At 42.9% G+C, this 26,919-nt stretch carries 20 protein-coding genes and 3 pseudogenes; 7 read left to right on the forward strand and 16 right to left on the reverse strand.

The window, feature by feature from the left end:
- The first annotated feature begins 371 nt into the window (after nucleotides 1–371).
- Together DWZ44_RS18685 and DWZ44_RS08765 are read left to right on the forward strand one after the other, a co-directional pair.
- Nucleotides 372–557 carry a hypothetical protein gene (locus DWZ44_RS18685; RefSeq protein WP_009245306.1) on the forward strand — a complete coding sequence of 62 codons (186 nt, stop codon included), beginning with the start codon at nucleotides 372–374 and terminating at the stop codon, nucleotides 555–557.
- The gene (locus tag DWZ44_RS08765) at nucleotides 550–1,158 is read left to right on the forward strand and encodes a hypothetical protein (protein WP_055195104.1); all 609 of its coding nucleotides are present in this window, start codon (nucleotides 550–552) and stop codon (nucleotides 1,156–1,158) included. Before DWZ44_RS18685 ends, DWZ44_RS08765 begins: the two co-directional genes overlap by 8 nt.
- Nucleotides 1,159–1,205: 47 nt before the next feature.
- Here the strand turns inward: DWZ44_RS08765 and DWZ44_RS18995 are convergent, their stop codons facing one another.
- Nucleotides 1,206–1,340, reverse strand: coding sequence for a hypothetical protein (locus tag DWZ44_RS18995; RefSeq protein ID WP_004844681.1), 135 nt, complete (start codon nucleotides 1,338–1,340; stop codon nucleotides 1,206–1,208).
- A gap of 250 nt (nucleotides 1,341–1,590) precedes the next feature.
- On the opposite strand from DWZ44_RS18995, the pseudogene DWZ44_RS08770 reads away from it, so the two are divergent.
- The 3 genes and pseudogenes from DWZ44_RS08770 to DWZ44_RS08780 all read left to right on the forward strand — a co-directional run.
- Nucleotides 1,591–2,115: pseudogene (locus DWZ44_RS08770) on the forward strand (Archaeal ATPase); the annotation flags it as partial.
- Nucleotides 2,116–2,203: 88 nt separating this feature from the next.
- Nucleotides 2,204–3,445 carry an IS256 family transposase gene (locus DWZ44_RS08775; protein WP_117804675.1) on the forward strand — a complete coding sequence of 414 codons (1,242 nt, stop codon included), beginning with the start codon at nucleotides 2,204–2,206 and terminating at the stop codon, nucleotides 3,443–3,445.
- A 156-nt stretch (nucleotides 3,446–3,601) separates the two neighbouring features.
- Nucleotides 3,602–5,329: pseudogene (locus DWZ44_RS08780) on the forward strand (tetratricopeptide repeat protein); the annotation flags it as partial.
- A gap of 37 nt (nucleotides 5,330–5,366) precedes the next feature.
- Here the strand turns inward: DWZ44_RS08780 and DWZ44_RS08790 are convergent.
- The 5 genes from DWZ44_RS08790 to DWZ44_RS08810 all read right to left on the reverse strand — a co-directional run bounded on the left by DWZ44_RS08790 (nucleotide 5,367) and on the right by DWZ44_RS08810 (nucleotide 9,923).
- On the reverse strand, nucleotides 5,367–6,239 hold the full coding sequence (locus tag DWZ44_RS08790; protein ID WP_117802665.1) for an ATP-binding cassette domain-containing protein: 873 nt from the start codon (nucleotides 6,237–6,239) through the stop codon (nucleotides 5,367–5,369).
- A gap of 3 nt (nucleotides 6,240–6,242) precedes the next feature.
- Nucleotides 6,243–6,899, reverse strand: coding sequence for a transporter (locus tag DWZ44_RS08795; protein WP_243002043.1), 657 nt, complete (start codon nucleotides 6,897–6,899; stop codon nucleotides 6,243–6,245).
- Nucleotides 6,896–7,966, reverse strand: a complete 1,071-nt coding sequence (locus DWZ44_RS08800; RefSeq protein WP_117509306.1) for an ABC transporter permease subunit — start codon at nucleotides 7,964–7,966, stop codon at nucleotides 6,896–6,898. Before DWZ44_RS08800 ends, DWZ44_RS08795 begins: the two co-directional genes overlap by 4 nt.
- A gap of 116 nt (nucleotides 7,967–8,082) precedes the next feature.
- Entirely contained in the window at nucleotides 8,083–9,261 is a 1,179-nt protein-coding gene (locus DWZ44_RS08805; RefSeq protein ID WP_117804678.1) for a HAMP domain-containing sensor histidine kinase, read from the reverse strand.
- Complete coding sequence (locus tag DWZ44_RS08810) at nucleotides 9,249–9,923, reverse strand: response regulator transcription factor (RefSeq protein ID WP_117804679.1); 675 nt, start codon at nucleotides 9,921–9,923, stop codon at nucleotides 9,249–9,251. The genes DWZ44_RS08805 and DWZ44_RS08810 overlap by 13 nt, the downstream gene beginning before the upstream one ends.
- 220 nt (nucleotides 9,924–10,143) lie before the next feature.
- Here DWZ44_RS08810 and DWZ44_RS19315 point away from each other — a divergent pair.
- Together DWZ44_RS19315 and DWZ44_RS08820 are read left to right on the forward strand one after the other, a co-directional pair.
- Nucleotides 10,144–11,061 (forward strand): annotated as a pseudogene (locus tag DWZ44_RS19315) (ParM/StbA family protein).
- A gap of 3 nt (nucleotides 11,062–11,064) precedes the next feature.
- On the forward strand, nucleotides 11,065–11,382 hold the full coding sequence (locus DWZ44_RS08820; RefSeq protein ID WP_010782300.1) for a hypothetical protein: 318 nt from the start codon (nucleotides 11,065–11,067) through the stop codon (nucleotides 11,380–11,382).
- A gap of 2 nt (nucleotides 11,383–11,384) precedes the next feature.
- Here the strand turns inward: DWZ44_RS08820 and DWZ44_RS18195 are convergent, their stop codons facing one another.
- The 10 genes from DWZ44_RS18195 to DWZ44_RS08870 all read right to left on the reverse strand — a co-directional run bounded on the left by DWZ44_RS18195 (nucleotide 11,385) and on the right by DWZ44_RS08870 (nucleotide 26,914).
- Nucleotides 11,385–11,699, reverse strand: coding sequence for a hypothetical protein (locus tag DWZ44_RS18195; RefSeq protein WP_010782299.1), 315 nt, complete (start codon nucleotides 11,697–11,699; stop codon nucleotides 11,385–11,387).
- A gap of 82 nt (nucleotides 11,700–11,781) precedes the next feature.
- Nucleotides 11,782–12,612: an alpha/beta hydrolase gene (locus DWZ44_RS08825; protein ID WP_147326096.1), complete on the reverse strand. Its 831-nt coding sequence runs from the start codon at nucleotides 12,610–12,612 to the stop codon at nucleotides 11,782–11,784.
- A gap of 889 nt (nucleotides 12,613–13,501) precedes the next feature.
- The gene (locus DWZ44_RS08835) at nucleotides 13,502–14,596 is read right to left on the reverse strand and encodes an alpha/beta hydrolase (RefSeq protein ID WP_055267539.1); all 1,095 of its coding nucleotides are present in this window, start codon (nucleotides 14,594–14,596) and stop codon (nucleotides 13,502–13,504) included.
- Entirely contained in the window at nucleotides 14,593–15,003 is a 411-nt protein-coding gene (locus DWZ44_RS08840; RefSeq protein WP_081633645.1) for a family 78 glycoside hydrolase catalytic domain, read from the reverse strand. The genes DWZ44_RS08835 and DWZ44_RS08840 overlap by 4 nt, the downstream gene beginning before the upstream one ends.
- 212 nt (nucleotides 15,004–15,215) lie before the next feature.
- Complete coding sequence (locus DWZ44_RS08845; protein WP_055267537.1) at nucleotides 15,216–16,568, reverse strand: MFS transporter; 1,353 nt, start codon at nucleotides 16,566–16,568, stop codon at nucleotides 15,216–15,218.
- A gap of 14 nt (nucleotides 16,569–16,582) precedes the next feature.
- Nucleotides 16,583–19,393: an alpha-L-rhamnosidase gene (locus tag DWZ44_RS08850; protein WP_055267552.1), complete on the reverse strand. Its 2,811-nt coding sequence runs from the start codon at nucleotides 19,391–19,393 to the stop codon at nucleotides 16,583–16,585.
- A 213-nt stretch (nucleotides 19,394–19,606) separates the two neighbouring features.
- On the reverse strand, nucleotides 19,607–21,862 hold the full coding sequence (locus DWZ44_RS08855; protein ID WP_117804680.1) for a beta-glucosidase: 2,256 nt from the start codon (nucleotides 21,860–21,862) through the stop codon (nucleotides 19,607–19,609).
- A gap of 23 nt (nucleotides 21,863–21,885) precedes the next feature.
- Nucleotides 21,886–23,262, reverse strand: a complete 1,377-nt coding sequence (locus tag DWZ44_RS08860) for an MFS transporter (RefSeq protein WP_158565854.1) — start codon at nucleotides 23,260–23,262, stop codon at nucleotides 21,886–21,888.
- Between the two features lie 103 nt (nucleotides 23,263–23,365).
- Nucleotides 23,366–24,178 carry an SGNH/GDSL hydrolase family protein gene (locus tag DWZ44_RS08865; protein ID WP_242953300.1) on the reverse strand — a complete coding sequence of 271 codons (813 nt, stop codon included), beginning with the start codon at nucleotides 24,176–24,178 and terminating at the stop codon, nucleotides 23,366–23,368.
- Nucleotides 24,179–24,283: 105 nt separating this feature from the next.
- Entirely contained in the window at nucleotides 24,284–26,914 is a 2,631-nt protein-coding gene (locus DWZ44_RS08870; RefSeq protein ID WP_117804682.1) for a family 78 glycoside hydrolase catalytic domain, read from the reverse strand.
- Between the last annotated feature and the right edge of the window lie 5 nt (nucleotides 26,915–26,919).

Here is a 26,919-nt window from a genome sequence, read left to right on the forward strand (position 1 = left end):
TATATATATCGCATTTAATCTTTTTATTCTTCATAATCTTCCTCGCAGTATAACTCTGTTTTATTGTCCCAACCTTATTTTAGTACTTGTTCCAACTATTTTCAATGCTTATTTTCCGTATTGACGCATTTCTTCGCCAATCGTATAATTAAGTTAGATACAGAGCATTTCTGTTATCAAAATATTGCCCGCCCACCATTGGCAACTTATAAATGATTGGCTCGAAAATATTGTTCGCTTACCGGAAGCGTCTAATAAATGTCCGGCTTGAAAATTATTTAGAAATTATTTTTGTTTTCGATATTGTGTTTTTATCACACATTGCATATACTATAAATACACAAAAAAGCCAAAAAAGAGGAGGTGTTAGTATGGCTACTTCAAGTATTACTCATAATTTTGTCGTATCCAATCCAAATAGCATAAAGCGTTTTGTCGCAGCAATTGACGAAGCCGACCGTGACCGCACACCAAAGCAGACACTTCCCGGACGTCAGTTAACGAACCCACAGGAAATCTTAGCTTTAATGTCAAAAAGGAAGAAAAAACATGTCTGATAAATATTTTACCGTTAATATTCGGGCATATTTGGATAAAGACGAACCGACATATATCGGAGAGGAAAGTCTTTACGACTTACTCTCCGATTTTTCTTGTCCCAAAAATCCCGATGTGGAATACTTTTTATTACATAATGCGATTGAGTTTACCAAAAAAGATCAGTCTATCACTTATCTGGTATTTGATGCTGAAGATGCTTCACTGGTTGGTTATTTTTCACTTACAGTAAAACCAATCTCTGTCCGTGCTTCAAATATCAGCAAGACAATGGCAAAAAAGCTGTCCCGTGTCAGTATTTTGGATGAAGAAACACAATCCTATACTACCGCAGCTTACCTGATTGCCCAGTTGGGAAAGAACTATTCTCTTCCAAAGAATAAACGAATCCCTGGAAATATTCTACTGGGATTTGCACTGGAAACCATATCCAGTCTCAAATATTCCGTAGGCGGCGTTATGGAGTTTCTTGAATGCGAAGATAATGAATTTCTTCTGAGCTTTTATACACAGAATCATTTCAAGCCATTTGATACTCGTATTACCGCTTCCCAGAATAATGAGTCACACACTCTGCATCAGCTTTTAAAATTTATTTGATTTAAAAATACATGAAAAAAGCGACAGTCTGATTTACATTTTGTATTTCAGGAAACTGCCGCTTCTTTTTCTTCTTTATTCTGTTTTTCTTCCTCCAACTCCCGGAGGACTTCTTCGCCATACTTATCAATCATCCGTACCAGAAAATCAATGCACCGCTCAAATTCAATATTCTGTTGCATAAGCTCCTCCCGTCATTGTTTTGATCTGAGCTTATTTTACAGAACCTGCCGGAAAACCACATTGAATAGAAATTGATTGTAAATTGACACAATCAATTTTAAAATATCCGCGTTCCCTTGAATCGAATGTACGTTCGCGTTATGATAGATGTACTCAATCTTAACTACGAAAGGGGAATTTCTATTGAATCGATGCGATTTTTCTTCTATTAGCACTTGCTTAAAAAATCATATCAGCGAAAGTAATCAAATGAGTCAGCCTGATTTTTTATATGAATTATTTGAAGATTTTATGGATGATCCGGCAAATCAGGATTTTTCAATGGATAACGGTCTGGTTTGCCGCTGGATGACTGGTCAGGCTAAAATCAGTCCTAAAATATCCGCTTACTATTCCAAGCCATCCAATCAGGAAAAATTAGCCCATACCATCCACCAGAATCTTCTTCCACTGATGTCTGACTGTAATATGGCTATACAAGATATTTACACTTTATTCATTCATGATGACAGCATCTCAGATGCGAAAAAGAAAAATCTGACTCCCTTATATAAACCAGCCAGCTCACGTCTGCTTTTTCTTGCAAAGCTGATTTCTTTTGGCATGGAGCGACAATTTATCAAACGTGATACTAAAAATCAAAAATTAATTGCCGGAGGTGCCCTGTCACCCATTGTGCTGGATTATATTATGGACAGTGAGGTTCCGAAACCATGCCGTCATTTTATCGGAAGAGATAAAGAACTGGAAGAATTATATACCATGCTTGAGGAAAAGTGAGCCTGTGAAACTTTTTCTGTAAAATAACCATCACCAAGGTCCTTCTATGATAAAATAAATATCATTAGGAGGGCCTTTTATTATGGCAAGACAAAAGAAACCTGTACACAGAGTACAAATGACCGATGGAAAAAGAAATATCATTCGTCAGCTTCTCGAAGAATACGATATTGAGACTGCTGAAGATATCCAGGATGCTCTTAAAGATCTCCTTGGTGGCACCATCAAGGAAATGATGGAGGCAGAAATGGATGACCATCTCGGATATGAGAAATCCGAGCGTTCTGACAACGACGATTATCGAAACGGCTATAAACGCAAGCAGGTAAACAGTCGGTATGGTTCTATGGAAATCGAAGTACCACAAGATCGAAAGTCCACCTTTGAACCACAGGTTGTCAAAAAGCGTCAGAAGGATATTTCTGACATTGACCAGAAGATTATCTCCATGTATGCCAAAGGAATGACTACACGCCAAATTTCGGAAACGATTGAAGATATCTATGGATTTGAAACATCTGAGAGTTTTATTTCTGATGTAACAGATAAGATACTTCCGCAGATTGAAGACTGGCAGAATCGACCGCTAGACGACGTGTATCCGATTCTTTACATTGATGCTATCCACTATTCTGTGCGGGACAACGGAGTGATTCGTAAACTTGCAGCCTATGTAATTCTGGGCATTAACACAGAGGGCAAAAAGGAAGTATTGACCATCACGATTGGCGACAATGAAAGTGCGAAATACTGGCTTTCTGTCTTAAATGAACTAAAAAATCGAGGGGTTAAAGATATCCTGATTATCTGTGCAGACGGCCTTACAGGCATTAAAGAAGCGATTTCGGCGGCATTTCCAAAGACAGAATATCAGAGGTGTATTGTCCATCAGGTAAGAAATACGCTGAAATACGTCCCGGATAAAGACAGGAAAGCTTTCGCTGCAGATTTAAAAACCATCTATCAGGCTGCTGATGAGCAGAAGGCTCTGGCTGCTTTAGACCGTGTGACAGAAAAATGGAGTCCGAAATATCCGAATTCCATGAAACGCTGGAAGGACAACTGGGATGCTGTTTCTCCAATTTTTAAGTTTTCAACCACTGTCCGGAAGGTCATTTATACAACAAATGCGATAGAATCACTGAACTCCACATACCGGAAACTGAATCGCCAGAGAAGCGTATTTCCAAGTGATACAGCGCTGTTAAAAGCCTTATATCTGGCCACTTTCGAGGCTACTAAGAAATGGACAACTACCATCCGGGACTGGGGCCAGGTCTATGGGGAGTTGAGTATCATGTACGAAGGGCGACTTCCAGAATAAGTAAAAACATAGTCTAAGACAGGCGGCCAGCCGCCTGCTCTTGACATGCCTGGCAGTAACTGTTATATATAAAACAAGGGTGAAAAGCCTGATTTGTAAGCTTTTCACCCTTCATTATCATAGAAGAATCTAATTTACAGAGATTTTCTCATAGTCTCGGAAAACCGGCATGTTTTTCTTTGCGGAATTGCCGGTATTGGTAAAAGCGAACTTGCCAAAGCCTACGCAAAACATTACAAAGAGCATTACACTAACATTCTATATGTAGAATATACAGGTGATCTTCATCAGGATATTACTGACATGGATTTTATTGACGATCTTCCGGAAAGCACTGAACAGGAACGGTTTCAAAGACATAACCGTTTCCTGCGTTCCCTGAAATCTGATACTCTGCTTATCATAGATAATTTTAATGTCACTGCCACACAGGACAGCTTTCTGTCAGTAGTATTAAAATATCGCTTCCAGATTTTGTTTACAACCAGAAGCAAACTGGATGAATACTGTACTCTGCCATTAAAAGAAATAGAGGACATGAACGCTCTCTTCCAGCTGGCATCAGCATTTTATTCAGAGGCAGACACGTACCGGACAACAGTTGAAAAGATCATCGAAACTGTTCACTCTCATACTTTTGCCGTGGAACTGGCAGCAAAACTTCTGGAAAATGGAATCTCGACTCCAGACCAGTTATTAACAAGACTTCAGGCGGAAAAAGCATCTTTCCATAACGAAGATAAAATTAAAATAATCAAAGATGGACAAAGCAGCAAAGCCACCTATTATAGCCATATCCATACGCTGTTTTCTTTATACACTTTATCTCTTAAACAGCAGGATATCATGTGTAATATGTGCTTTCTTCCTTCCACCGGTATTTCTGCCCGTATGTTTGCCAAATGGCTGGAACTGCCCACACTAAATGAGATCAACGATTTAATTGAGACTGGTTTCGTTCAGACAACAACACGTCGCACTATCTCTCTGCATCCGATGATTCAGGAAATCACCCTTTCAGAGACAAAACCATCTGTAAGTAGTTGTCACACGTTGCTGGATTCTTTACAGCACATATGTTTAATGCATGGAATGGAAGTAGATTATTATAAAAAGCTATTTCAAACAATCGGAAATATCATAGAATTAATTGAAAAAGATGATATGCCAAAGTATCTGCTTTTTCTGGAAAATGCATTTCCATACATGGATAACTATAACTATCACAAAGGTATGAAGGGAATCATTCAGGAACTGAAGGTGCTGTTAAAGACAAAAAGCATTGGCACCTACTCTGACCGGGCGTTATTACTGGATTTTCAGGCAACCCTTGAAACCAAACCTGAAAAAGCAATAAAACTGGAAGAAGATGCACTTGCCCAGATAGAAAATATCACTGCTGACAATGCTCGCCTCGTTTCTAACCTTCATGCCAATCTTGGAGGACTTTACCGCATGAACGGTTATCCCGATCTTGCAAGAGAACACATGTAAAAAAGTATCTCACTGCTTGACCAATTTAACCTGCTTCATATAAATGACAGCATACCTCAGATTGCCAATTATGCAATGTTCCTGACAGAACAGCAGGAACCCGAAAGAGGAATCTCCGAATTGCAAAAATTATCCGGCATCATCAAGGAATACCATTCCGATGAATGTCTGGATTATGCCAAAGTACAGGAAACCCTTGGAACCATTTATCTGATGACTGCCAATCTTCCGCAAGCCAAAACACATTTTAAAAGAGCTTTCAAAATATATGAAAAGATCTGGGCTGATGAACCAGAAATGATTGAAGCAAAATATCAGGAAATTCAGGAGTTATATCCACAGATTGGATTTTGCATTGGAAAAAATCTATCCGGTCTTTTAACAAAATAAGCATAATTTACGGCGGGCAACTTGCCCGCCGTTATATTCAACTATTCGTCAAATAAATATATGCATCTTCCAAAGTGATATCATTATTCAGGACACAATTCTCATTTGGCTTTCCTTTGCTTAATACTTTCATATGAATTCCATTTTCTACATACTGCTTAGATGATATAGAATAATTGGCTTCTAACAAACGGGCTTCTTCTGCATTTTGTACCGTACAATTCCAAACACAGCCCTTTGCATTTTCCAGCAATCCACTCACGCTTCCGGAATATAAAAAACTTCCTTTTTTCATAATGGCAAGCTGTGTACAGGTTGCTGCTAAATCTTCTACTACATGAGTGGAAAACAGCACAGTTCTATCCTTTGAAAAATCAACCAGAAGATTGCGGATCCTAATCCTTTCTTCCGGATCTAACCCGGTGGTAGGTTCATCAATAATCAAAAAATCCGGATTATTAAGAAGTGCCTGTATGAGTCCGACACGTCTCTTCATACCACCAGATAATTGCCGCATTTTTTTATTCTGATGCTCTGTAAGAGAAGTCTTTTCCAGATAATAGGTAATTCTTTGTTCGAGGTCATTTCTGGATACTCCTGACAGTCCCCCCATATATACAAGGCATTCTTTCACCGTAAGATTCGGATATAAGTCGATTTCCTGTGGAAGATAACCAATCTTTTTCTGTATTTTTTCATAATTTCCCTCGTTATACAGAATTCCATCAATCGAAACCACTCCTTCCGTTTGTTTTAAAACGGTTGTAAGAACCCTCATCAGCGTGGTTTTTCCCGCACCATTCTCTCCCAAAAGTCCGTAAATTCCCTTGGGTATTTCAAGAGATGCCTTATTTACTGCAACTACACCATTTTTAAATCTAACTGTTAAATCATTTATTCTAATACTCATAATCTATCCTCTTTTCTTTAAAGCCATTGGTAATACTGCAAATAAAAACAGCCCCGTTATAAAAGACACAAGCGTTCCATAAATCCAACTCTCGGACATTAATTGAGTAGGTTCACAAAAGCTGAAAGAAAACAATCCCAGATTTCCGAAAAATGAACTTCCCGCTTTTGATATAAGTCCAATGACAATTCCAAATAAACATCCTATACCTGCCCACATATTTCCAAGCAATGTACACAAAATCACAGAGCATATACTCCAAAGCCAGATAGTTCCAAACATTGCAATGAAATATAAAAGAAATATCTGAATACCTGAAATGCCTTCGTTTACACTGCCCGGTTTTTGCCAGAAAAATAAAACATATCCAACACAGGAAAGTATTAATAAATATAATATTTGAACGCACACTCTCTGTGATATTACTTTTAACTGCTTTTTTTGATCATACAAATGAAATACATCGGCACGCTTACTTTTTACTTCCATCAAATATGTGTCACTACAAAAAATAATTGTTAAAAATGCTATTGGAGACTGAATTGCTGAACCGATTTCTTCATAGTATATAATCGGATGAATAACACACAATATCAGTATAAAGGCACATGAATAAAAAATCTTATATAACGACAGGCAGTTTTTGAGTTCCGTTTTCAATGAACCCTCCTCCTTTTCCAGATTGTAACAGAAATACATACTAATATAACAGATGCGATCACAAGCATAATCTGATTTATATTTGACATTTTGGCTGCATGTGTTTCAAAAAACCTGCCAGGAAATCGCACCATAATAGAGAACGGTCTCATATAATAAATATCATTCTTCTCGGTCAGCATATTTGAATATATAATGTGTAAAAACAAAACTGGTGCTGCCGGAAGCGGATTTTTAAATATTAATGCTGTAATTGTATAGACACAACATATCATCAAAAGATTCGGCACAATATAGATCAGAGAATTCACGCAAAAATCAATTGGTGTTACCGGAAATCCCGATTCTAAAGACGTTTTCAAACACAGCATAAAGAATATAACATTCAAAATCACTAATACTCCCAGCATACTAATGAATCCGCTTATTACTTTCCCACATATATATTGGATTGCCGTAACAGGCTTTGTATGTAATAATTCATAGGTACTTTTTCGTGTATCCTGAATAAATAAAAATGATAGCAAGACTGTTGCAAAAAAGGCCATATGCAATCCTGCAAAATCCGTGAACTTTTTGGCAAAGTACCAGGAAAAAGAATGTTCGGATAATTTCCGCTCGATATAATGATTGATTTCTTCTGCTGTCCCCTTATGAATTTCAAGGTCCTCATAAGCATATATTGCATTATAATAGCCATATTGGGATTCCAAAAACTCAGAAGCAGTCTTTACATCCATATTCTGAATTTCTTTCATTACATGATCCGCTTCCTGCCTGCTAAATCCAAAACCATTTTGGGAGGTGTCCATTAACGTCTCTTTGATCGTATCTTCCCACTCCCTTCTTCTTTCTTTATCATCAGATGTGGGAATGTACCCATCCATGACATCGGCATCTTCCAATTCTACATCATTTTGTGTGACCTGTTCATTCTGTTTGATATAATGAATTTGCAAATACGGTGACAGACATTGATACATACTGGCAACTATAATAATCAAGCCAATCCACAAAACAGGGTTCTTTAAATAATCAAGTATACTTCTTTTTATGATTGTTTTCATTGTATCTCTTCCTTTCTTTATTTCTTTAACAACATCATACAAATCAATTCTCAATAAATTCACAACAAAAAAGACTAAAACCACTTTATTTGTGATTTCAGCCTTATAAAGTATTTTTATTCAGCTTTGAAAAGAGCTTCTACATGAGCACCGCCTTGTCTGGCATTATATATTTTCAAATTTCCTCCATGCTTTTCACAGAAAATACGAGAAATATACATACCAAGGCCAAAATGCTTTAAATCATCTTGTGGATTCTTATGATAAAATGGTTCTGTTACTTTTTCCTCAGTATCCACAAATCCTATTCCATCATCTTCAACAGAAATTATAAGAAAACCATCCTTTTTCTTTATCTGCAAAGCAATACTTTTTTGTGCATATCGAACCGCATTTTCCAGTAAGTTGTCTGTCACTTCCATGACAAGTTCCTCATCCACTTTCACAATGTTTTGTTCCTGCACTCTTTCTACCTTACATAATTTACTTTCCTTCTTGGACAGCATGGCAGCTTCTGCCTCAATCTTTTTTGCCAGTTCCGATAATTCTATCTCTGAGCATTGCAGTTCCCTCTGTTCTAAATGGGACATTTTTCTCATGTTTTCCGTGAAATGCTCTATACGGTCAATCTGATACATGCCTGTTTGTAAGATATCAATAACATCCTCTGTTTTTATACTCTCAGCAGAAACAAACTCTAAGAGCATTTCCTGATACCCACGCAATATGGAAAGTGGAGAACGTATATCATGTGCAATTGCATTCCGCAAAGCCTTCTCGTCATCAATCATTCGCCACATCTTTCTGTTGTTATTTGCTAAATCACTTCGCATCATTTCAAATTCTTTACACAAAGTTCCCATCTCATCTTTATTTTCATAGGACACATGAAAATCCAGTTCATTATCTGCAATCATTTGTGAGGCATCTTTTAGTTCCTGTAGAGGTGTCTTTAACTTATTTTTATAAAAAAAGAATACCACAACAACACTCCCAACAATCGAAAAAATCAGTACCGAATATGTTTCCATAAAGTCACACATTTCCGAAAGATGATAGTCCAAACGGTTCATCTGCGATTGATTAGGTCTTGATATCTCAATCTCGTATTTCTTTCCATATTGCTGAAACACGTCCGTATAATCTGCATAATCAATATATTTTTCCCATATTTTATTCTGCATATTTCTTGCAAAATGAACTGTAAATCCAGATAACAGAAATGCTGCCGTTAAGCTGATCACAAAATAAAGCAGAATTGTTTTTTTCAGTGACAAGTTTCTTATTTTTTCCATCGGTATCCAATCCCCCATACAGTTTCTATGTATTCTTTTTCTGAATAATCCGCTATTTTTTTCCTTATACGCCGTACTAATTCCGTTATCGTTCTACTGTCCCCTTCCGCATCATATCCACAGACTTGTGCATATATACGTTCTTTATCAAACACCTGCCCTGGATGCATGGATAAGAATTCAATAATCTGATATTCAATTTTTGTGAACTCCATCCTGTGTCCAGCTATAGCTACTATTTTTTCAGAATAATCAATCAGCATTTCATCCATGAAACGGTATTCCGTTTTTTGTTGATGCCTTTCTTCTCTCTTTATGTTTGTGACAATCCTTGCTTCCAACTCCCGAAGACTAACTGGTTTCGTAATATAATCATCCCCACCTGAAAGCAACCCATTAATTTTATCATCTTCATCAACTCTTGCTGTTAGAAACAAAATCGGACATAACACTTTACTGCGTATCAGACGACATACTTCAATCCCATCCATACGTGGCATGTTGATATCCAATAAAATAATATCCGGTTTCATTTTTATTTTATTTAATGCTTCCATTCCATCTGTAGCCGTAATGGTTTCATATTGTTTCATATTAAAATAACTACAAAGCATTTTCACCAATTCTTTATCATCATCGACAACTAAAATCTTGTATTTCATCCAAACCACCTCCAGTATCCATATTATACGATAAAAAACAATGAAATCACAACAAGAGTACATGAAGAACGTAAGCACAATATATCTTTTTTCTCAATTCCTGCTCAATTTCCCCTCAATGCCTTTTTCCTCCGATCTTCGTATGCTTATCTCACAGCAGAGCAGTACCACACCGGTACGACCTGCTGAATCAATCAATACGAAAACGGAGGTATTTTTTATGCGAGAACTCAGAAACACAAAAATCATTGCTGTAGATCATGGCTACGGCAATATGAAAACAGCAAACATCGTCACACCAACCGGCATCAAAGCCTATGAAACCGAACCAATCTTCACCGGGAATATTCTGGAATATAACGGCATTTACTACCGGATTGGCGAAGGACACAAAGAATTTATCCCGGATAAAGCTATGGACGAAGAATATTATCTTCTGACGCTAATGGCTATTGCAAGGGAACTGAATGTCTTTTCCATCCGTGAAGCAGATGTTCATCTGGCTGCCGGACTCCCTCTGACATGGATCTGAACTCAAAGAGAAGCTTTTCGTTCCTATCTGCTCCAGAATCCAGAAGTCCGTTACCTTTTTAACAGCAAAGAGTATCATCTCCACTTTGTGGGATGCAGCCTTTACCCACAGGGGTATCCGGCTATCGTAAACCAACTTGGAGATTTCAAGGGAACCAATCTCCTTGCAGATATCGGAAACGGAACCATGAACATTCTGTATATCAACAATAAGAAAGCGCAGGAGAGCCGATGCTGGACAGAAAAACTTGGTGTAAACCAATGCATGATTGCTGCAAAGAACGCTGTTCTGGACAAATTCGGAGTGAAAATTGAAGAATCCACAGTAGAACAGATTCTGCGGTTTGGAACAGCTGACATTTCAGCACCATATCTGGATTGTATCAGTTCTATTGCCAGACAGTATGTGGCAGAACTTTTTTCCACGCTCCGCAAATATGAATACAATCCTGACCTGATGCGCCTGTATGTGGTTGGCGGCGGTGGATGCCTGTTCCGTAACTTCGGAACGTATGACAAATCACGAGTCACCATCATTGATGACATCTGCGCCACCGCTAAAGGTTACGAATCTCTTGCTTATATGAGCCTGAAAAGGAGGGGATAAACCATGCAGAACAATATCCGCAACACAAACCTGCGTTTTAATCTGGACAAAGAACAGCAGCGGAGAGCCTGGGAATATTTACAGACAATGGACAGGCAGGATTTTAAATCTTACAGTCAGGTAATCTCTCTTGCACTGGTAGATTATTTTGACCGCTACTACCGCACACGGGCTGATCCTTATCTGGAAACAAGAGAACGGGAAGAACTTTTTGTGAAACAGATTGTAGATGCAGTGGAAAACAGTCTGAAACAGGCATTGCCACTTTTTCTTTCCGGACTGACTGCAGGCATGGCGCAAAGGGAGCCCCAAATCAGGTAATGTCATGATGCCAAGGTCAAAAGGTCTAAATCCACATGAGCTTGCTCATAAGTGGATGAAAGGCCTTGGGACCCGCCCCAATATGAGCCTAAAAGTGGGATGACAATCCCACGATATGCGAGAGGCTCGTCCGATAACATAACGGAGAGGATCCCCAACCGCTCAATTCCCACCGTATTCCAGAAATCCGCCCCGCTGTCCGCCTTTTTCCGCTCAAAGGACACAACGCCCACCGGCCGGAGCATCCTGTGCTTCAGCACAGGCTTTAATTTTTCAGCCTTGCCCAAAAAAGAATCATTGTTTTTTACCTGTCCCATACTGTCATTTCTCCTGTTCTCCCACGCTTTCGGACATGCCGCACCGCGGCACAAACAACAGTTGAAATCCGTGAAGAGCAAATCAACATTTCCGATGCTCCTCCCAGAATGCGACTGCATCCCGCAGCCAGCCCTCTGCCGCAGTATCTATCCCCAGGCCAAAGCCATGACCCAGCTTATCATACATGACGATATCGACATTTTCCTGCCCCAGCGCTTTCCTGATGTCCGGGATGATCTTCTCCACGGCCGCAAAACCGGTAGGGTCATCCCGCCCGACCCTGGAAAATATAGCAAGCCCCTTGTCCTCCTCGTGAACCTTAAGCTCCCAGTGCAGGCCATAGATGGGGAAGATGGCGGCGGGCCTTGGCAGATTATGTTTATGGCAGCAGTCCTTATAATCAGAAAATGCGTAGGCTGTCGTCATCAGGCCTCCAGCGGAGAACCCGAACATACCAAAGCCGTCCATCGTATAGCCGTACTCTGCCTGATGCCCTATCAGATACCTTACCGCCGGCAGCACATCCTTGGATGCCTCCCCGCCCTTGGCCTGCGGTTCGGTTTCATGCAGCTCCACATTCACACGGTAGACCAGCACAAACGCACTGTATCCCCTCCTGTGCAGCTCCATGGCTGCCGGGATGCTCTCCAAATAAGAGGCTACGCCGTCAAACCCGCCGCCCGCAATCAGCACAGCCACGGGCTTCCCTGGCTCCCCCTGGAACAGGATCCCCTGTACCTTTCCCTTGTCGGGATCACGCCTTACCTCATCCTCCGCATAAAGCCCGCTGATGAAATGCACCTTTTTCAGCCCTTTCTGCTCCACGACATAGTTGAAACCATCCACGATGCTCTGCGCCTGTGCGGGCTGCCCGATAAGATTGCACAAACCATGGACGCTCATGCCTGACATGGCATATATTTCCTTTGGCGACCCGGTCTTCATAAAAAGCTCCGGCCTGCCCTCCCATACGGGATGCTGCAGGAAGAACGCAATCTTGTCATTGATCGTAGCCCTGCGGAACCCTCCCGCGACATTGTAAAACTCCGATTCCTTTACCTTCGGCATATGCTTGACGCCTAAGATTGCCGGCCAGAACAGCCCTTTGTACTTACCCATGTTTTTTTCCTCCTTATCTATTTCAGAACGGTCTCGGAAACTCCATAAAACCCGAATCTCCGCTCTTTTTGTACTTGTTACTTTTTTCGTTTCCTCCCATTTTCAGAGAGGGATTTTAAATTTTTTCAGCAAATTTCCAAAAAACTATTGTCATTTCTCGTGAATTGTGCGCCATTCACTACACGTTGATATTCCACTCCTTTTGCGGTTTACCAGTGCCAAAAGACATGATTCTGTCAGTTTTCTGGTAGCTTTCCATGAATTTGAAAAACACATGCCCGACCTGCACATATCAAATATGTGCCTTGATTCTGCCATGGATAACTATCCAACATATAAGCGGACTCTTTCCCCAATAGCGTTTGTTTCAGCTCTCATTCAAGAGGGCTGCTTACCATGTCTTTTTTTTACTGCAGCTCTTCTAAACATCATCTCCTCCGCTCGCAAACCACTGTATTACTGATTTGCTGGAATACTCTCTGAATTATATCAATTATTTATTGAGTTTCCGAGACTACTCTGCGAATAATTGGGAGGATTGTGGGAGTGCAAAGCACGGAACAATCCGTAGGCATCATAGTTGGGGGCTTTTGACCCCAACATCTTTAAAAAAGGTCAGATGTTTTATAATTTTATAAAACACTTGACCTCTCAAAATTCACTCTTCCTGTTCTTGAAAAAATTATTTCCGATGTGCCTCCCAGAATTCCACTGCCTCTTCAAACCAATGAGGTACTATGGTATTGGAACCAATACCAAATCCATGTCCGAGATTATCGTAAATCCGTACAGACACATTGTCCTCACCCAACACGGATTTCAATTGCGGAAGTCTCTTCTCTACATTTCCGAATCCGTATTCATCCTCGCGCCCTGCGATGGAAAATACCGCCAGTCCCTTATCCTGCTCAAGCGCTTTCACATTCCAGTCCAGACCATACATCGGGAAAATCACTTTCGGTCTCGGCAGTTTTACTTTGTGACAGCAGTCCTCGTAATTTGCGAAGGAATATGCCGTAGTCATCATGCCGCCTGCCGAGAAACCGAATATCGCATAGTCATCCATATCCACAGACAGTTCCTGCTCATGCTCCTTCAGATAACGGATTACCTGCACCAGCTCCCTGACCGCTGCCTGCCCCTGTTTTTCATGTTCCGTTTCTCCCAGCTGTTTGCCAATCGGGTAACTGATTACCAATACGGAGTACCCCAACTTGTGTAATTTCATTGCCACGGGATATCCCTCGCAGTCCGTCACATTACTGATAAATCCACCTCCGGGAACGACCACCGCCAACGGTTTTCCTTGCTTTCCTTTGTAAAACATTCCGGTCAAATGAGACTGATATGGATTCTGTTCTATCATTTCTTTCGAGTTAATATCGGAAATCAACTGCGCCTCTCCACTTTCCACAAGCCGGGTCAGGTAATTAAAAGCCTCCAGTGCATTTTCCATCTGATCACTTCTGCCCTGCGCTTTTAGAAAATCTGCATATTTTGCCGGGGCAATCGCTTTTAACACGTTATCCTCAACATTAAAAAACATATGCTTATAGCCGCCAAACACCGGATGCTGCATAAAAAATGCCATTTTATCATCTTTTTCCGCTTTCCGGAATGTTCCGTCTGCCTGATAATAATCTTTCTTTTTTATATTCGGAAAACCGCCGATGCCAAACAGTGCCGGCAGAAACATCGCATTTTTCTTATAAACATACCCCACAAAGCCGACTGCTAAAATGAGCAGCACGAGCATTATCATTGCCAGAATTTTCATATGTTCTTTTCCTCCTTATCTCTTGCCCAAAATTGTCCTGCGTGCGCCACTGCCGTAAAATCTTCCGGCTTTACCGGAGCATCACATATCACTCTCACATAGCGGAAACCATGATATGTAAAATGCGGTCTGTACTCTGCGGGTTTCCCGTTAGATATATATACATCCGTCTGTGTATGACCTGTCATGTCAGCACCAGCTATATTATTAAAATAATTCCCCTGAGAATCCTTGGTCTCAAAGTGATCTAGTATCAACTTTGTTCCTGCGGGCAAATCCACCTTTACCCGCAGTACACCTGCCAGATTCTGACCGAAATCGATAATGGTCTCTCCCTTTGGGCTTACCTCCATACCGACCGCCTCCACTTCTTTCACCGGCCGCACAGGTTCACCATACTGTACCATCGGCAACTTTCAACTTATCGTCAGAGAGAACTGTCTCAAATGTGCCGTCTTCATACTCAATTCTCGTTTCAAACAACACTGCGCACTCCACTCCCTTTTCATAAAACCTGTTTCAAAGGAGGATGTGGCGGTGGCGGTATCACCGGTGTTATCCGTCGCTGTGGTTGTTTACTTTTAATCTTGACAGTTCCATCGCATTCTCCTTCAATATGTTACTTATTGCTGCGCGCTGCGATTGCCGTGTGCATTTCCTCTACTGCTTTTTTATCCAACGTATACTGTGTACCAAAAAGAATCGCCCCTGCGGCAGTCAGGATAGTCGGAAGTATCAGTACGCAGAGGATAATTCCTGTATTGATACTCTCCGGCTGGGCAACCGAGCCGGTAACAAAACCTGTAGCTGCCAATACATACCCCGGAATCGCTCCTCCGAGTCCCTGCGCCACTTTTGTAATAAAAGATGTAAGCGATGCGATCGCCGCTTCTGCACGTTTTCCGGTTTTATACTGCACGTAAGTAGTATTATCTGCCTGTATACTGGTTGTCAGCGGTGCTATACATCCGCCTGCCACACCTCCTGCCACTGTACTAATATAGATCAAAAGCATAGATCTCACATCAATCAAACGCAGTGCGGAAAACAGGATGGATACGACGATTGCCATTACAAAAATCTGTTTCTTTCCAAACCGGTTTGCCAGAATTGGTCCAAGGAAAATTCCCACCAGAGCAGTTATCATTGAAACAAGTGACACCCCTGACATAAGCGTCATATCACCCAATATATATGTGTAAAAATAAGCGCCGGCTCCTCCTGCTATATTACTGCCCACCCCGACTACCAGTGCCACTAAAAACAGTGCCCAGACAGGTTTATACCGCAAAAACTGTAACAATTCCCTGAATGTATAACTTTCTTCTTTTTTTCCTTCAAAAGCTACTCTTTCCTTTACACAAAGAGCCCCTGCAATAGATAAAACCAACACCATGGCCATGGAACCGAAAATTAACACGTAATAGTTCTGTAACGTTCCTTCCGCCACAAGAATCGGTGCTGCCACAGCCAGTACCGCGCTACCTATCATTGTTCCCAACGCGTTGAAAAGTGACAAACTGTTTCTCTCCTTGTCATCCGCGCTCATGACCGGGAGCAAACTGTTCTTGGAGATATCCATAATATCAAACGTCCAGCCCAGCAGCAGATACGTCACATACACAATCACATATTTTCCGACCGGAATCCAGACTGCGCCAAACCACAGTAAAATATAATTTATAACACAGATGATTGTTCCCAGAATAATCATAGGGCGAAATTTTCCCATTTTTGTTACCGGAAATTTGTCCAGAAAATATCCCATAATCGGGTCGCTGATTCCATCCACCACCTTGGATATTAAAAACAGGGTCGCCAGTGCTGCCGGTTCCAGACCAACCACATTCGTATAGTAAATCATAAAGAATCCTGACAATAATCCCATCAGTGGAATATTTCCCGCACATACCATAAATAAGCCCATTTTTTCCACGATACTAACCTTTTGTTTTTTACTCTTCTCACTCATTTGTTCTCTCCTCGTTAATATTGTGATAATGCTGTATTCAACATCTCTGTCTGCCCTTCATCCATCGGTCCGGAAAACATCTCCGCCACCTGTCGAAACGACAGTCCATAGACCGCATCCGGTATCATATCCACCTCGGTCATCGTCGACAAAAATGCCCGTATCTGCGGATGGTTCAGCAAATCTTCCAGCTTTGACTCCACGCTGTATATTTTCTTTAACTTCTCAGTTGCCTCATATACGACTTCATAGTTTCCTGCAGTGATATAACAAATACCGTTCACCACTGTTGCGAATAGTGGATTTGTCTTATCTTCAAACAGAATCTCCGGAGCATGCGGCAATCGCACCTCGCCTTCTCCGCCAAACGGAATCGTAATTTTGATTCTAATCCTGTTATCCTCCATAATTTCCCAGCTGCATGCATACTGTCCGACGGCCGAATCATACACTGCCTCTGCCCTTCTCAAATCATAATGGACATTCGGACAAATTGCAATCCTTCTTCCTCCCGGAGATTCTTCCAAAAGATGGATTCCTCCCACATGGCGGAACATCCATTCCAGAATCGCCCCGTAAGAATAATGGTTGAGACTGTTCATTCCGGTACTGGATATCTTACCGTCTTCATCCAGTGAATTCCATCGTTCCCAGACTGTGGTGGCTCCCAGTTTCACTTCGTGCAGCCACCCCGGATACTCCTCGTTCAAAAGCAGGCGGTAGGCGGTATCCGTCATTCCGTTATCGGTCAACACATTGCACAAAAGAGAGGTTCCCACAAATCCGGTATTCAATTTGTTTCTGCTCTCGCGGAAAAGTTTCTTTAACATCTCTCTGGTCAGCTCTTCGTCCTCTGACAAATGATATTTCAGAGCCAGCAGAAGACCCGTCTGTGTCTTTTCCGCGCATCTTCCGGTCGGGGTAAAATATTCTTCTTTTACCACACGCCATTGTTTTTCGGCGATTTCCCGATATTGTTTTTCCTCTTCCTTTCGCCCGAGAACCGCCGCTGCCTTCGCTGTAAGCTCCGCGCTTGCCGCATAATAAATATCCGCAATATAGCCTTCATCGGTCGCTCCGTATACATTTCCCGCCGCGGCTCCCACCCGGTCAAGCGCCAGCCAGTCTCCGTAATGGAAGGAATGTCTCCATCCGTGGTGCTCTCCGTCCACCTTACGGATATAGTCCACCCAAGCCTTCATACTGTCAAACTGCTGTTCCAATATGGCAGCATCCCCGCTGAACAGATAGACATTCCACGGAACGATACAGGCCGCATCGCCCCATGCACAGGAACATTTCGACGGACCGAAGGTCGGCACCACCTCCGGAACCATCCCTCCGGCAATCAGCTGTTCCTTATACAAATCGTACAGATATTTTCTGTAAAATGCATAGGTATCCGCCAGATAACATGCCGTACCCGAAAACACCTGTGTGTCGCCTGTCCATCCCATGCGCTCATCTCTCTGCGGACAGTCTGTCGGCACATCTAAGAAATTATCCTTCATGCCCCATTCCACATTGGAAATCAACTGATTTACCAGTTCATTTCCTGTCTGTATACTACCGGTACCTTCGTAATCACTGTAGAGTGCCATTCCCGTAAAATCTTCACAGGAGACATTGGTTACCCCGCTGATTTTTACATACCGGTATCCGTAAAATGTAAAATGCGGAACAATGTCTTTTTCTTCCCCGTCAGAGATATACACATATTCCGACAAAGCGGTTCTTAAGTTTTCGTTATAAAAACATCCGTCCTGCAGGATTTCGCCTGTCTGGATTCTGATTTCTTTTCCTTTCGGCTCATGGACATGAAGTTTGAAAATCCCGGTAATCTCCTGCCCTAAGTCAAACACCCATTCATCCTTCGGGGTGTGAATCAGTTCCTTCGGTGTAAACTGTTCATGCACAGTCACCGGAAGGGACAGCCGCTCCGTCAGTCGCCCCTGCGGCGCCTCCGCAAGCTGCGCGCTGACAGGTTCGACAGGTTCCAAGGTATCATCCCGTTTCTCCCCGTCATATATATTGGAAAAAAACAGATTGCTCCTTGTCACTTCCCATGTGTCATCCGTGCCGATTATCTCTTGTGTGCCATCCTCATATTCCAGATGCACCTCTACCAGCAGTTTCCACTCGTCGCCGTAAAATCCTTTCTGTTCTGTCTGATTGAGCCCGAACCTCCCTTTGTACCACCCATTCCCCAAAAGAACGGACAACACACCTTCGCGCTGCATCTGCGCGGTCACATCATACGTCTGATACTGTAACCACTGATTGTAGTTATTGCAGTACGGGGTCAGATATTCTTCCCCAATTTTCGCGGATTTTAAAATATCTGTTTCGGTTTTCTCTCCATCCGTAAAATATGCCTCATAAAGCCCCAGTCCGCAGAGATAGAGACGGGCTTTTTTTACCTTTCCACGGGGAATGATTCGCTTTGAGAAAATGGGATGGCGTTCCATCCTGCTGTCGCAGGTAATCCATTTTCCCACCCACGGCTCGTCCCTCTTTGCCGTCTCAAAGAACTGTACGTCGGACTCCAGCACTTCGTCTGCGTCCGTAGTAACGATTACCTTCCAGTAATATCTGGTACAAGGCTCCAGATTCATCTCCGCTTTTACAGCCAGACTGTCGAGCTTTGCCTCCCCGGTGTCCCAAAGAACATCCGCGAAGGTTTCATCCTTTGCCACAAGGATTCTGGCACATCTCTGGTTCTTTCCCCTGCATTCTCTGACCTTCCACGAAAAAACCACCGGATTCAGTAAAAATCCCACCGGATTCGTGATATGATTTGTTTTTGCTGCGTAAATCTGATTCATATTGCCGTTTTCCAAGCTCCTTCCTTTTTTCATTGTGTACACTGTAATTCGAGTATAATGGATTTGCCTCATAAAATCATTTACGGAATTTCATCATTTTACCTACCAAGCTTAAGATTTCAGCTCTTTGTTTACCTGTAAATCAATTCTTTCAACACAATCTCTTCTGCCATATTACGAATACCATTTACCGCTACCTCATCCTCAATTATCCTATTGTGCAAGTAAACAATTCAGCTGCCCGATCAGCTGTTCCACCTGCTCTCCCGGCATCTGCCCCAGCAGAGATTTCAGCGGCATTTCCCGGATAACTTGCTCTCCCAGCTTCTTGTATTCGTCACTCATCCCTTCTGCTGATGCGGCCGCTGCTGCCAAAGGCGCCAGCAGTTCCGTAATAACGGGAGCGGTTTTCGTATGATCCAATAATTCTCCGAACGTTGTTGTGAAATCTGCGCGAAGGGGCAGTTCTTTCTGTGTTTCAAACACAATATCCGCATGTAATCGGATGTCATCAGAAGCATGGCCGATCAGGATCCGGTATGTTCCGGATGGCGCATACCAGTCCCCGAGACGTTCTTCATAATAGGAAAGATCCCTCGCCGAAATTTCCATCGACACCGTTTTCTCCTCTCCCGGCAGGAGATGAACTTTGGCAAATCCTTTCAATTCCTTGACCGGTCTTTCCGGTGTGCCGCACAGGTCAGCTACGTACAGCTGTACGACTTCTTTTCCTTCTGTCTTCCCTGTATTTTTCACCTTGAAGGAGACCGTCAGGATATCCTCATCCGTCATTTGAGCCGATGACAAAGTCAGGTCCCCATAAGTAAATTCCGTGTAAGACAGCCCATGTCCGAATGCATACCGCACCGGGACCTTCTTTGTATCATAATAACGGTATCCGACAAAGATATCCTCGCCATATAACACCCGCTTTCCATTTCCCGGAAAATGAAGGAAGCTCGGATTATCTTCCAGCCGGTACGGGAATGTCTCCGCCAGCCTGCCGGACGGATTCGCTTCTCCGTATAACAGCCGGTCACAGGCTTCGCCAACGCCCTGACCTCCGAGATACATTTCGAGGATCGCGCTTACTTTATCAGCCCATGGCAGCTCTACCGGGCTTCCATTGTGGAGTACAACTACAACATTAGGCTGTACTTTCAGCACTTCTTTAATCAGGCGGTCCTGGCATTGGGGCAGCTTCATGGATGTTCTGTCATACCCTTCTGACTCAAATATCTCAGGCAGCCCGGCAAAGATTACCGCAACATCTGCTTCTGCAGCAGTTCGAAGCGCTTTTTCCAGCTCCTGTTCCGTCATCGCGTCATTTTCCATAGAAAATCCTTTTGCATAAGTTACGCTGCGCCCTTTTTCTCCGGCAGCATCCAATGCCGAGACAACCCTGAACGGATTGATATGGCTGGAGCCACCGCCCTGATACCGCGGCTTTTCAGCAAATTCCCCTATATAGGCAACCTTTCTGTCTGTGTTCAGCGGAAGTATACCGTTATTTTCCAGTAGGACCGCACATTCCGTCTCAATATCCGCTGCTTTTTTATGATCTGTTTCCTTATCAGATATAACTTCCGGACGATGCTGCCCTTCACCGGCAAATACAACATTCAATACCCGTTCCACCGCTTCATCCAGCACAGCTTCGTCCAGTCTTCCCTCCTGTACTGCCGTTACAATCTGTCTGTCATTGTATCCTCCGGAATAAGGCATCTCCAGATCCAGTCCGGCCTGCAGTCCCTTCACTCGGTTATTTACAGCGCCCCAGTCACTGACGACGCAGCCTTTGTATCCCCATTCTTTTCTCAGGATATCTGTCAGAAGATATCTGTTTTCTGAAGCATATTCTCCATTTATTTTGTTGTAGCTACACATGACGGTTCTTGGAGCTGATTCTTTCACCGCTTCCTCAAACGCAGGCAGGTAGATTTCCCTGAGCGCACGTTCTGACACTTCGGAAGATATCGTCATACGGAGTGTTTCCTGGTTATTCAGTGCGAAGTGCTTAATGCTTGTCCCCACGCCCTGACTCTGTACTCCGCGGATATATGCCGATGCCATCCTACCTGCCAGATATGGATCCTCCGACAGATACTCAAAGTTCCGCCCACATAACGGGCTCCTTTTAATATTCACCGCCGGGCCAAGCAGTATGCTTACATTCTCGGCCTGACACTCCGCTCCCAGCGTCTCTCCCATCCGTTCCATCAGGTCAACATCAAAGCTGGAGGCTGTTGCACAGGCTGCCGGGAAACAAACGGCCTTCACACTTTCATTCAATCCCAGATGATCCGTTTCCCCTTCCTGCTTTCTCAGTCCGTGAGGGCCGTCCACCATCATAACTGACGGAATGTTCAGTCGTTTGATTTCTTTCGTATGCCAGTTATCAGCGCCCGAGCAGAGACTTGCCTTCTCTTCCAGCGTCATTTTTGAAATCAGTTCCTTTATTCTGTCCATCGCAAAAGTCCTCCTTTCTTTTCTTAATACTGATTGATCATCTGTGCCTCTGCTTCTTCACGGCTGATCTCACCATTATTGCATTTTGCCATCAGCTGGACATCATGGTCATTAAGCTTGTAAAGACGAAGTATAAGCAGAGTGCAAATACCCCCGATAATGCTGCCAAGACAGCTGAATGTCCATAATTTATCGGCAAATCCTGCCGCCTGAACAACGCCTTCTCCCTCTCGGAAGCCGATTATAGTTAACGCAAACACACTGACTGCTGTTGCGATCGCTCCACTTAATTTTGTAAAAAATGTCTGCGCCGCAAACGTTACACCACGCATTTTTAATCCTGTCTTGTACTGTCCATACTCGTAGCAGTCCGGCGTAAACTGATACTGCAGTATAACTGCTATTCCCAGCGGAATTCCTCCTAAGGCATTTAAAATCACATACACCATCATATTCTCATACCCGGCTATGAATCTTACAATTCCCAGAAGTAACGCGAAAATATATGAAATATAGAAGACTTTAAATTTATCATATTTTTTGCATAATTCTACTGCCATAACCGCACCAATCAAGGTCGGAATAATCACCGTCATCGAAACATATGAGGCAGCTTCTTCACCGCCAAGGCAGTACCGGGCAACGTATAAGCCCCAATTTGCCCCAACATTAAGCAGGCTGCTGATGAGCGGAGCCGCAAAGAAAATCAATAAATATTTGTTCTTCCGCAGACATTCTGCCATATCGCGCAGCGTATAACTTTCTTCTGCCCCTTCGTCCAGTACTCTTTCTTTTTCAATTACTCTCTCCTTTGCGAACAGACAGATCGGAATCATCATAACAGCTGACAAAAGAGATAACACAATTACTGTTGTCGCCCAGCCGCCTAACCGCTGCCGTACCAACGGCAGGACAATTCCTGTAACAATACCTGCAAAAATAACAAACATTCTTCCTATACTGTTTAGTGAAATACGTTCCTTCTGGTCTATTGTCATCGTGGTAACAATACCAAAAATCGGCACATCGCAAAGGGTATAGGCTGTATCCCATAACATATAAGCAAGTGTTGCCCATATGATTTTAGCCATCATCGGAATCCCGGCAGGTATTGTAAAAAGAAGAATGGTCGCCACCGGAATCGCTATGACAGATATTCGAAGCCACGGCAGGAATTTCCCTTTCTTAAAATTTACCTTATCCATGATCATACCGAAGATCGGATCGTTGATGGCATCCCACACTTTCGTGATCAGCGCCACGATCGCAACCAATGCTGCCGTTATGCCGATATCTGTAAAATATGTAGTCATATATCCTATCAGTCCATAGAATACATTCTGTCCCATAAAATACAAACCATAACTGATTTTTTCTCTTTTTGTAACTGCATTTTCCATTTCGTTATCCGTCCTTTCATTGTTTGATTTAATTATAAATAATCCCAAAGGGCAAATCATCAACGATATATAAGCAGTTTACCGACGAAACTTAATATAATAATCATCTTTCTAAAAACTGATATAAGTATTCTTCCATCTTAGGCGTCCACCATTCCAGATATCCTGCCTGCGTCGGATGAACCGGATCTGCCATATAAACTTCATATTCTTTTTCAGAAACGTCATTCATCTCCTCGTCATTCCAAAGGTCGATCACGCCTATTCCATATTTATCCTGAAGCTCAAACAATACATCTACCATCTGCTGATACTGTTTACTGTCATATTTTGTTCCGGTATAAAAGATCACGGGACAATTCCATGCCTGCTTTGCATATACAATGATATATTCCATTGCTCCTGTTATTGTCTGTGTATCAAAATCCTCCAGATTTTCTGAACTGCTGAGTTCTCCCATCGGCATTTCCTTCGACGCGTCATTCGTGGAAAGCTGGCAGACAAACGCATCGAATTTCTCATCTGTACCGATATTATTTTTCATTCTTTGGATATAAGACGTCTTTCCGTTATCCACTAAAGTAGTGCCGCTGACGGCTTCTTTTACATACTCACAGCCATTTCTGTAAGAGATATAATCTGCAAAAGAAACATCCATTGAGTACAGACCCAAGGTTACAGATGATCCAAGGTAGCAGATGCGCTTCCCTCCAAGAGGGCTGTTTTCTAACGGTTCTATATTTTCCAGACTGTATTTTTCTGCGTTTCCCGCCATTTTTTTCAGCTTGTTCTTCCAGACAAAATCAAACGGTCCTCCACCGCCTGCCGCTCCTACTAAATATGTCAGGCCGATTCCCGCAGCCAGAATCAGAATTAAAACGATACTTAAGGTGATCTTCAATATTTTCTTTTTCATAATCCTTAACTCCTTATTATTTTCAACTTTCATATTAAGAGAACTGGCCGTCTGTATTTACCGGTCAGTTCTCGCAAATACTGTCATTTTGTTTTCTTTGATTCTTTATTCAAACTGATACATTCCGCTTCCTACCTTGTATAATCTGCCATCCGGCATCTTTACAACGGCAGTCGTGTTGCAGGGAATTTTTACTTTCAGCTTAAATTTCCCTTTATCCATACTCCACCCGACTGCGATCTCCCCGTACTCGCTCATATAAGTACGCTTTGCACTGGTAAACGCATTGTCCGGCTCCGGCGCGATCACAATCTTCTTAAATCCGGGAGCAGCCATATCAATGCCGCTTATCTTCCGGAACATCCAGTCGTCCACGCATCCAAAGGCATAATGGTTCAGGCTTGTCATAACCGGAGACCCGTCCTCCTTGTAAGAAATATAATTTTCCCAGATTGTTGTCGCTCCCTGATTCACCTCATAAAGCCATGACGGGCACTTTGTCTGGAGCAGGACTTTATATGCCTTGTCCATCCTGCCGATCTTACAGAGCGCATCCAGCAGATACGGCGTCGTCAGGAACCCTGTATCCAGACAATCCCCGTTTTCTTCTATCTTGCGGATCAAATGTCCGGCGATACTTTCTTTCTTCCTTTCAGGAGCAAGATCAAATGCGATTGCCAGCACATAACTGCCCATAAAATCAAGAGGCATCTTCCCGTCATCATCGATCAGTCCTTTTTGAATGGCAGATTTCATTCTAGACGCAATGTCATCATAGTATAATTCGTCTGATGTATGCCCGAGGAGCGCTGCTGTATCTGCCATGATCCGGCAGGAATTCCATCCAAAGATTGGCGCGCAGTATGCAGAAGTATTGACAGGTTTTGCAGCGCTTTGGTCTGCTCCGTCTACTGTCTGGCTCGGTATGAGCCACTCCCCGTACTGATGTCCTGTATTCCACAGATACTGGTCAATTTCTTTTGGATGTTTCATCTTGCCTCTACGCTTCTTTGCGGTGTTGATGATATAGTCGCACCACTTTTTCATTGTGTCATACTGTTCTCTCAGTATCCTTATATTTCCTGTAAGTTGATACATGCTCCACGGTACGATACAGGCGGCATCTCCCCATCCCGCTTCTCCCACCGGTTCAAAATTGCGGTATACGATCCGATTCAGTTTCTCCAGTAATTCATAGATTCCGGTAAGGGGGATCACATTAGGGATTGCCCCGTTTTTCTGCTGACTGCAGGTCATATTGCGCAGCCATCTTGTCAGAAACGGGGTTACATTTTCGTTGAGCATGGCTGTTCTTGCATAAATCTGGATATCTCCGGTCCATCCGCCTTTTTCTCTCTGCGGACAGTCCGTGGGGATTGAGAACAGATTCGACCGCTGAGACCATCTTGTATTTTCGTAAAGCCGGTTTATATCTTCGTTGGATGTCTCAAAAGTTCCCAGATCCTCATTGTCAGAAGACAGGACGATCGCTGTGAAATCCTCCGGGCTCACCGGCTGATCGCATGTCACTCTCACATAGCGGAACCCGTGATATGTAAAATGCGGTATATACTCTGTAAATTTCCCGTTTGAAATATAAATATCGCTTTGCTTGTGCCCTGTTTTCTCTGACATGAAAATATTATTGAAATAGTTTCCATATTGATCCAGAGTCTCAAAATGATCTAATACCATTTTTGTTCCGGCAGGCAGTTTCGCTTTTACGCGCAGAACCCCCGCCAGATTCTGCCCGAAGTCAATAATCGTCTCGCCTTTCAGGCTGACTGTCATTCCGACTGCCGGTACTTCCTTTACCGGACGCACCGGTTCCCCGTACTGAGCCGCCAGGTTTGCGTAAGATTTTCCACATGGGATACCTGCTTTCCAGCTGCTGTCATCGAATCCCCAGCAGTTCCACCTCTCCTGTTCCATCCGTGCATCATAGAGTTCTCCTGCAAACAGATCGGAAGACCGGACCGGACTTTCCGAAACCTTCACCGCATCATCGGACAGAACCATTTCACTCGTTCCGTCTTCATAATCAATCTTTATCTGAAATAACACAGAATGTTCGGCTTTAAACTTCCTTCTTCTCGGTTTAAAGTTCGCGCTGTCATACCAGCCGTCCCCCACCAGCATTCCTATGACATTTCCTCCCTCTTTCAAGAACGGAGTCACATCATAAGTCTGGTAGCACAGATATTTAGAATAGACGGTAAATTCCGGCGCAAACTCTCTGTCGTCCGGACGTATTCCGTTCACGCTGAGCTGATATGCTCCGTGACATGTGGCATAGACGCGTGCCCGTTTCACACCTTCTCGTGCCTCAAATTCTTTGCGGAAATATTCTGCCGGATTCTGTCCGCCGGTTCCGGGTTTTACCTTTTTCATCGGGAACGGAGATTTCACCCACTCGGCCGTCCATTCTTTCTTCATAAATCCTGTCTCAAAGGATGAGGATGCCGCTGCCTTTTCTCCGTTATTAACCGTCACTTCCACTGTCCAGCTATAGTCACTGAGACTTTTCAATGGTTTTCCGTTGTACTCTACAAAAGTACTTTTATCACTTTCTACCACCCCGGAATCCCACACCACTTCTCCCAGACCTGTCACTGTAATATGATAGGATGTCTGCATCACATTCTTTTTGTCACTGGTAATCACCCATGAAAAATAAGGTGCTTCGTCCACGCATGGTCTGTATTGACTGTTTACCTTAAGTCTTGTAAGCTCCATAGCAG

This window comes from Blautia sp. AF32-4BH, assembly GCF_003460565.1.
Lineage (GTDB): Bacteria > Bacillota > Clostridia > Lachnospirales > Lachnospiraceae > Fusicatenibacter > Fusicatenibacter saccharivorans.

What these genes read in the sequence shown, in the direction of transcription:
- DWZ44_RS18685 (WP_009245306.1), top strand. Translation starts at nt 372, where the DNA reads ATGGCTACTTCAAGTATTACTCATAATTTTGTCGTATCCAATCCAAAT.
- DWZ44_RS08765 (WP_055195104.1), top strand. Translation starts at nt 550, where the DNA reads ATGTCTGATAAATATTTTACCGTTAATATTCGGGCATATTTGGATAAA.
- DWZ44_RS18995 (WP_004844681.1), bottom strand. Translation starts at nt 1,340, where the DNA reads ATGCAACAGAATATTGAATTTGAGCGGTGCATTGATTTTCTGGTACGG.
- DWZ44_RS08775 (WP_117804675.1), top strand. Translation starts at nt 2,204, where the DNA reads ATGGCAAGACAAAAGAAACCTGTACACAGAGTACAAATGACCGATGGA.
- DWZ44_RS08790 (WP_117802665.1), bottom strand. Translation starts at nt 6,239, where the DNA reads ATGAGTATTAGAATAAATGATTTAACAGTTAGATTTAAAAATGGTGTA.
- DWZ44_RS08800 (WP_117509306.1), bottom strand. Translation starts at nt 7,966, where the DNA reads ATGAAAACAATCATAAAAAGAAGTATACTTGATTATTTAAAGAACCCT.
- DWZ44_RS08805 (WP_117804678.1), bottom strand. Translation starts at nt 9,261, where the DNA reads ATGGAAAAAATAAGAAACTTGTCACTGAAAAAAACAATTCTGCTTTAT.
- DWZ44_RS08810 (WP_117804679.1), bottom strand. Translation starts at nt 9,923, where the DNA reads ATGAAATACAAGATTTTAGTTGTCGATGATGATAAAGAATTGGTGAAA.
- DWZ44_RS08820 (WP_010782300.1), top strand. Translation starts at nt 11,065, where the DNA reads ATGCAGAACAATATCCGCAACACAAACCTGCGTTTTAATCTGGACAAA.
- DWZ44_RS18195 (WP_010782299.1), bottom strand. Translation starts at nt 11,699, where the DNA reads ATGGGACAGGTAAAAAACAATGATTCTTTTTTGGGCAAGGCTGAAAAA.
- DWZ44_RS08825 (WP_147326096.1), bottom strand. Translation starts at nt 12,612, where the DNA reads ATGTCAGGCATGAGCGTCCATGGTTTGTGCAATCTTATCGGGCAGCCC.
- DWZ44_RS08835 (WP_055267539.1), bottom strand. Translation starts at nt 14,596, where the DNA reads ATGAAAATTCTGGCAATGATAATGCTCGTGCTGCTCATTTTAGCAGTC.
- DWZ44_RS08840 (WP_081633645.1), bottom strand. Translation starts at nt 15,003, where the DNA reads ATGGTACAGTATGGTGAACCTGTGCGGCCGGTGAAAGAAGTGGAGGCG.
- DWZ44_RS08845 (WP_055267537.1), bottom strand. Translation starts at nt 16,568, where the DNA reads ATGAGTGAGAAGAGTAAAAAACAAAAGGTTAGTATCGTGGAAAAAATG.
- DWZ44_RS08850 (WP_055267552.1), bottom strand. Translation starts at nt 19,393, where the DNA reads ATGAATCAGATTTACGCAGCAAAAACAAATCATATCACGAATCCGGTG.
- DWZ44_RS08855 (WP_117804680.1), bottom strand. Translation starts at nt 21,862, where the DNA reads ATGGACAGAATAAAGGAACTGATTTCAAAAATGACGCTGGAAGAGAAG.
- DWZ44_RS08860 (WP_158565854.1), bottom strand. Translation starts at nt 23,262, where the DNA reads ATGGAAAATGCAGTTACAAAAAGAGAAAAAATCAGTTATGGTTTGTAT.
- DWZ44_RS08865 (WP_242953300.1), bottom strand. Translation starts at nt 24,178, where the DNA reads ATGAAAAAGAAAATATTGAAGATCACCTTAAGTATCGTTTTAATTCTG.
- DWZ44_RS08870 (WP_117804682.1), bottom strand. Translation starts at nt 26,914, where the DNA reads ATGGAGCTTACAAGACTTAAGGTAAACAGTCAATACAGACCATGCGTG.